The organism is Mesorhizobium sp. M7D.F.Ca.US.004.03.1.1, assembly GCF_003998635.1.
GTDB lineage: Bacteria > Pseudomonadota > Alphaproteobacteria > Rhizobiales > Rhizobiaceae > Mesorhizobium > Mesorhizobium loti.
On the sequence record NZ_RZQG01000503.1, the window covers coordinates 1 to 4,453 of the forward strand.

Sequence of the window (4,453 nt, forward strand, 5' to 3'; positions counted from 1 at the left end):
GCTACCAGCAACTCGAGACCGAAGGCATCGCCAGTGTCTTCGATCCGTTGGGGATCAAATACGATGTGGTCGATTGCGGCACCGATCCGGCCGGCATCATCGCCAAGATGACCGACTATATGGTCGCCAACAATCCGCCGGCGATCATCGCGCTCGGCGATTCCGTGGCGGCCAGCGTCAAGCGGGTGTTCGATGGCGCCGGCGTGCCGGCGGGCAAGATCCCGGTCGTCGGCTGGGGCAATTCCAAGGAGACCGCGGAGGCCGTCAAAGCCGGCTTCGTCAACGCGGCCGCCTGGCAGTTCCCGTCCGCGCAAGGCTTCATGCCGGTGGCGCTGCTCGGTTTAGCCGCTTCGGGTGAGCCGATCGGCTACGACATCCACACGTTCAGCCTCTACGACGCCTCGAGCGTCGAACCGATCCTGAAGCTCTACAACACGAAGTGAAACCGGTGCCCGCGGCGCAGGCCGCGGGCACCTCTTCAAAGCATGGTTCAAGCAGTCATGACGATCGCCGCAGAAGACGAAATGCCTGTCGGGAAACGCAGATCGAGCCTCCTGCGCTCGCCGCAATTCTCCTCGCTCGTCATCCTCATTGTTTTGCTTGCGGTGTTCGCTATCGCCGACGCCAATTTCCTGTCGCCACTCAACATCTCCAACATGATGGCGTTCCTGCCCGAGCTCGGCATCATCGCGCTCGGCATGACGTTGCTGTTGACAGCGGGTGAGTTCGACCTGTCGGTTGGCGCCGTGTTCGGGCTGGCGCCGGTCGTCGTCATGCTCCTGGTGCAGAACGGCGAGGCAAGCATCGGCGTGGCGCTGCTGGCCGGGCTTCTGCTGTGCGTGGCGATCGGCGCCATCAACGGGCTGATCGTCACCAAGATCGGCATTTCGTCCTTCCTGGTCACACTGTCGATGCTGCTCGTGGTGCGCGGGGCAGCACTCTACATCACACAGGGCTTTCCGCTGAAATCCTGGGACCAGCCCGGCTTCTTCGTCACACTACTGGCCGGCAGCTTCAACATAGGCTCGTTCCGGCTCTACACCTCGCTGTGGTGGTTTATCGGCCTGTCGCTGCTGGCGATCTATGTCCTGCGCTATGCCAAGCTCGGCAACTGGATCAGCGCCATCGGTTCCAACCGCAACGCGGCGGTGGCGCGTGGCGTGCCGGCGGACGCCGTCAAGGTGTGGCTGTTCATCCTGACCTCGGTTCTGGCGGGCCTTGCCGGCATGATCAGCGCCTTCCGCATCTCGGCCGCTTCACCGGTGGCCGGTACCGGCTACGAACTCGAAGTGATCGCCATGGTGGTGGTCGGCGGCACGGCGCTGACCGGCGGGCGTGGCACGATCCTCGGCACCATCGTCGGTGCGCTGATGCTGCGCGCCATCCGCAACGGCATCGTGCTGATCGGCGTGCCGGGCCTGGCCTACAACATCTTCGTCGGCGTCATCATCCTCGCCATGCTCATCCTGCACGCTCTGCTGCAGAAGAACGCCGCAAGGGGCTGACGATGGAAGTGCTTCGGCTGCAAAACCTGCAAAAATCCTTCGGCAGCGTGCGCGCGCTGAAGAACGCGTCCTTTGCCCTCAACGAGGGCGAGGTGGTGGCCTTGCTCGGCGACAACGGCGCCGGCAAATCGACGCTGATCAAGGCGATCTCGGGCGTGTTTCCCGTCGACCGTGGCGACATCTATGTGCGCGGCGAAAAGGTCTCGATCCGCTCGACGCGCGATGCGATGGACCTCGGCATCGAGACCATCCACCAGGACACGTCGCTGGCGCCGGATCTCAGCATCGCGCGCAATCTGTTTCTCGGCCGCGAGCCAGTCAAGCTGAAATGGCTGGGAGTGTTCGCGCCGCTCGATCTTGCCAAACTGCGCGGTGCAGCATCGGCGCTGCTGAAGCGCGTCGGCATCTCGAAGAAACTCGACGCTGATGCGCTGGTCTCGACGCTGTCGGGCGGCGAGCGCCAGTCGATCGCGATTTCGCGCGCCATGCAGTTCGCCGCCAAGGTCATCATCCTCGACGAGCCGACCAACAATCTCGGCGTCGAGGAAACCCATGGCGTGCTGCGCTTTGTCAAGGAGGTGCGTGACGCCGGTCATTCCGTGCTTTTGATCACCCACAACATCCATCACGTGTTCCAGGTCGCCGACCGCATCATCGTCATGCGCCGTGGGGAGATCGTTGCCGAACAGACGGTTGCCGATACCGATCTTCTGACCGTGGAAAGCATCATCACCGGCGCCGACATGTCGGCCCTGCTGAAAGAGACGAGAGCGAAGTGAAGAAGTTGGCCGTCACATGGTAGAGCTTTACGGCAAGACGCTTTCGCGCCGGCAGGTATCGGAACGTTCGGGCATGCTGTCACAATTCGCCGGCGTACGGCTGATGACGCTTGGCGACGGGGTGGAACGCGGCATCCGCATGCTGGAGTTCCGCACCGGCTCGGGCCTGCGCTTCACCGCGCTGGTCGACCGGGCGCTCGACATTGCCGATTGCGACTTCAAGGGCCAGGCGATCGGTTGGCATTCGCCGAGCGGCTTTCGCCATCCCGGCCTGCATGATTATGAGGGGGAAGGAGGGCTCGCCTGGGCGCGCTCGTTTTCCGGACTGCTTGTCACTTGCGGCCTCGACCACATATTGGGCCGGGAAGAGGTGCCCGCCGAGAGCTACAACTATCCGGGCAGGAAGACCGTGATCCATTCGCTACATGGCCGCGTCAGCACCATTCCGGCACGGCTGACCGGTTATGGCGAGGCCTGGGACGGCGACCGTTGCGTGCTGTGGGCCGAAGGCATCGTGCAGCAATCGACCGTGTTCGGCGAGAATCTGCATCTGCTGCGGCGCATCGAAGCCGATGTCGGCGGCAACGAGATCCGGCTGTCGGACCGCGTCGTCAATCACGGCTTCAACCGCACGCCGCATATGTATTTCTATCACATCAATGTCAGCCATCCCTTGCTCGAAGAGGGTTCGCGCTATCTGGCGCCGATCCGGGATGTGGTCTGGGCCGGCCACGATGGCGAGCGCTACCAGGCACAAAAGGTCGGCTACCGCACGGTGCCGGCGCCACGACTGGGTTTCAGCGAGCAGGTCTGGCAGCACGAAATGGCGGCCGACGGTGCGGGCGAGGTGCCTGTGGCGGTGGTCAACGACCGTCTTGGCCTTGGCTTCGAGGTGGTGACGCGCAAGGACCAGCTGCCTTGCGCCTATCAATGGCAGAATTTCCAGGCGGGGCAGTATGCGTTGGGCATCGAACCCTCGACGCACCATGTGCTCGGCAATCTCGCGGCGCGTGAGCGCGGCGAGATGATCTGGCTGGAGCATGGCGGAGGCCGTTCTTACGACGCGGTGTTCCGGGTGCTCGACGGCGCCGGTGCGATCGCCGCAGCGGAACAGAGGATCGCTTCGATCGCCAGGCAACCGCAACAGGATTATCCTGCGCCGTCGGGCAGCTTTCCGGGATTGGCGGGCAGGGCATGATGCGAAACGAATGCTCCGGCTGGCGGGCCGGAAATCGGAGGTCGATGTGATGGAGAAAAAGCGCGACTACAGCCTGGTCGGCGAAAGCACTCGGCTTGCGATCGAGACCGGGTTGGCCTCCGCCGAATGGTATCACACCGATGTCGCGCGCAAGGCGATGAAGGAGCTGATGCAGCGCTCCGACGGGCCGGCGATCCGCGACACGATCATCTGGATCGTTGCCATTTTGGGTTCTGCCGCCGGCATCATCTGGTTCTGGGGTACGTGGTGGGTGGTGCCGTTCCTGCTCGTCTATGGCGTGCTCTACGGCTCGTCCAGCGACTCGCGCTGGCATGAATGCGGCCATGGCACCGCCTTCCGCACCCGCTGGATGAACGATGTCGTCTACCAGATCGCCAGCTTCATGCTGATGCGCAATCCGGTGACGTGGCGCTGGAGCCATGCCCGCCACCACACGGACACGATCATCGTCGGCCGCGACGCCGAGATCGCCGTGATGCGCCCGCCGGACCTGCTGCGCGCGGCACTCGCCTTCACGGGCGTTCTCGATTTCCGCTATTCGCTGCCGACGCTGGTGCGCAATGCCTTCGGCAGCATCTCGCCCGATGAAAGGAGTTTCATCCCCGAGATGGAGCTGCGCAAGGTGGTCACCGCCGCGCGCTGGCATCTCGGCATCTATGTCGCGGCGATCGCGCTGGCGCTGTACCTCTGGTCATTCCTGCCGCTGGTGCTGATCGGCCTGCCGCGCCTCTATGGCAGCTGGCACATGGTGCTGACCGGCCTGCTGCAGCATATCGGGCTGGCCGACAACGTCACCGACCACCGGCTGAACACCCGCACCGTCTACATGAACCCGATCAGCCGCTTCATCTATTGGAACATGAACTACCATGTCGAACATCACATGTTCCCGATGGTGCCCTATCACGCGCTGCCGAGACTGCACGACTTGATCAAGCACGATCTGCCGG

5 protein-coding genes are annotated in these 4,453 nt (G+C 63.4%); all 5 read left to right on the forward strand.

Annotated features, from left to right (window positions below; all coding sequences use genetic code 11):
* Positions 1-443: substrate-binding domain-containing protein (locus EN935_RS23940; RefSeq protein ID WP_164771298.1), on the forward strand; the 443-nt coding region annotated here is incomplete at its 5' end.
* A 57-nt stretch (positions 444-500) separates the two neighbouring features.
* Complete coding sequence (locus EN935_RS23945) at positions 501-1,505, forward strand: ABC transporter permease (protein WP_245489030.1); 1,005 nt, start codon at positions 501-503, stop codon at positions 1,503-1,505.
* Positions 1,502-2,284 carry an ATP-binding cassette domain-containing protein gene (locus tag EN935_RS23950; protein WP_164757754.1) on the forward strand — a complete coding sequence of 261 codons (783 nt, stop codon included), beginning with the start codon at positions 1,502-1,504 and terminating at the stop codon, positions 2,282-2,284. Before EN935_RS23945 ends, EN935_RS23950 begins: the two co-directional genes overlap by 4 nt.
* A gap of 16 nt (positions 2,285-2,300) precedes the next feature.
* Positions 2,301-3,482, forward strand: a complete 1,182-nt coding sequence (locus EN935_RS23955; RefSeq protein WP_127373667.1) for an aldose 1-epimerase family protein — start codon at positions 2,301-2,303, stop codon at positions 3,480-3,482.
* A gap of 49 nt (positions 3,483-3,531) precedes the next feature.
* Positions 3,532-4,453 (forward strand): fatty acid desaturase family protein (locus tag EN935_RS23960; protein WP_245489031.1); only part of this gene is annotated, 922 nt, incomplete at its 3' end.